We start from the raw sequence: 2,357 nt of genomic DNA, 5'->3' as shown, positions 1-2,357 counted from the left end.
GCCCCGGCCCCGGCCTCGGGGTTCGGGGCGGCGCGGAGTTCGGCGGCGGGCTGCTCGACGTCGAGGCGGGCCTCGGGCGGCGGTCTCGCGCCACTGCGCGGCCAGCCGGTCCAGGCGCGCGCTGTCACCGGGGAGTGGTTCGGGGAGTTCGGGAGCCATGGAGCCGATCCTCGCCGACCGGCCCCGGCATGTGCGCTGGATTCTGCGGATCCGGGCCTGGACGTCCTTGTGCGGCGTGCAGGCCCCGTGAAGGGAACCGCCACCCGAAGGGGTGACTACCGGGACGATCCGAACGAGGCCGCCTGCGGGCGGTTCAGGGGACGAGGTGGAGCAGGTACCGAGCGTTGTCTCCGTAGACGGCTACCAGAAGGACTGTGGCGGCCAACGTGTCGCTGGGCCGGGGATGTCCTCGGTGCTGTCCTTGCGGGGCCCGAAGAGCCAGTCCTGGGCCTCCGCGTTCGCCTGGTCCCAGGGACCGTTCCCCCGGTCGGCGAAGACGACCTTGTGCAGAGCCCGGCGGACATCCTCGTCGTCGACGCCGACCGGCTCCTTGATGAACGGTTCGATGAAGGAGAGCCGCCACTCCGCCGGGGGACGCCGGTCTCTGTCGGAGTGGCCGGCGTCGCTGTTCTCCCGCCGGCGTTCTTCCAACTCGTCATAGGTGAAGTGCTCGTACTGACGGGGGGCACAGGCGAAGGGCAGCAGCGGCAGCGCCTGCTCGACTAAGCGGGAGGTGATCGCTTCGTTGACGTGCAGTACAGACGTCCTCGCTTCGAAGGGGAAGTGGTCAGGGGTGGCCGATGACCCAGACGATCTCGACGTGCACGACCGCGTCGAAGACGCGGTAGCCGATCGACACCCGCGCCGCAGGACCAAGCGGCGCAGCGCGGTGGGCCCGCGACCCTCGTAGACCTCGCCGACGGCGGTGGGGCGGGCGGCCAGCACCTTCTCGGCATCCATCACAGCGCGGCGCTGGGCAGGGGAGAGCGTGCCGATGCCGCGGCGGGCGTCCGGCTTGTAGGTGACCTTGTACGCCAACGGGCGTCCTCGCCGACCTCGGCGCGCACCGCGGCGTCCGGCCGCCGCTCGAAGTCGTCGTCGTAGTCGGCCCACACCGCCTCCGCCGGGACCCCGTCCGGGTCCGGGCCCTCCTGGTCGGTGTGCTCCGCGGCCCGGATGGTCGGATGGGCGCGGGGAGAGCCACACCATGCGGTACTCCGCCACCAGGTCCCGGAGCTTCTCGAAGGGGCAGGCCTCCAGCCGCGCGGTGAACGCCATCAGCTGCGGCGGCCAGGGCGCCAGCGCGGCCTTCAACTCCGCGATGGACTGCGGCCCCTCACCGGTCTCGACCCAGTACGGCGAGCGAGTCGGCCAGCCGGCCGACTCCACAGGCTGCGCGCACATCCCCGCCACCTCCCCTTCCAGGCCCACACGCGGGCGGTACGGGCTCCACGGTATGCGCCCGCACCGCCCAGGCACCGGCCTTCGCCGGAAGTATCCGACCAGGACACCAATCCCGCCCGAAGGGGCGGGCCCCGCCCATCAGTTTGAGAGTTGTGTGTCTCGCCATCTCAAGGCGCTCTTCTGGTCACTTCCGGATACCTCTCTACCCGCCGGTAGCATCTACGGTTTTCGTAATGCCGCGAGCAGAAAGCCTTTTACATATCCGGCTAGACGAAGGGGAACGCCGTTGGAAACTATTTTATCGGCGGCCATTACGGCGGTCGCTACTATTTTCGCCGCATTCATCGCCAGGGGGCGTCACAGTAAAGAAGACGACGATCCGGGAGATGGTGGCTAAAGGAGGTGGCGAGAGTATCCTAACGTCTCTCAGACGGAGGCCCGCATCAATCCCTTAGTATACACAGGCACATCCTGTGGTGTGCGGACTTGATGCCCTGCGACGGCATCACTCTCGCTTATGTGATGTGCCGTCAACACTCGACACCTCGGGCGCATCCTGACGGCCTCACGAGGGCGGTCGATCGGGAATCGTTACCCTCGTCGTCAACTCGATGCCGCGCGAAATTTGTGCCGAACAAGACCGGGGCGTTCCATCCACGTCCCGGTCTTGTTCGGCACGTCGATCGGTCTCAAGTCTCGGTGCCTGCCTGGGATTCCTGTAGCTACACAGGCTGCATCATCCCGCGATGCGGTACCCCTTCCCACCGTAGGTGCGTCTTTTCCGCCGGAGCGGAGCGGAGGCGGGATTCGCGCGAAGCGTGAATCTAACTGCGTGTCGAGATTTCCGCGAAGCGGGAATCCATTGCCCCGCGCGAAGCGCGGGGCCCGTCCGCGAAGCGGACGGTTTTACAAGCGCGCGCAGCGCGCTTGTACCCGCGGAGCGGGTACAAGCG

1 protein-coding gene is annotated in these 2,357 nt (G+C 67.8%); it reads right to left on the bottom strand.

Features of this window, described 5'->3' with window-relative positions:
- Nucleotides 1-360 precede the first annotated feature (360 nt).
- Nucleotides 361-1,038 (bottom strand): hypothetical protein, encoded by a 678-nt coding sequence (locus E1283_RS35415; protein WP_132822265.1) that lies wholly within the window; start codon nt 1,036-1,038, stop codon nt 361-363.
- Nucleotides 1,039-2,357 lie beyond the last annotated feature (1,319 nt).

Source organism: Streptomyces hainanensis (assembly GCF_004348415.1).
GTDB classification, from domain to species: Bacteria; Actinomycetota; Actinomycetes; order Streptomycetales; family Streptomycetaceae; genus Streptomyces; species Streptomyces hainanensis.
The sequence above is the reverse complement of the archived record's forward strand: the minus strand, read 5'-3'. Positions and strand labels throughout refer to the sequence as shown.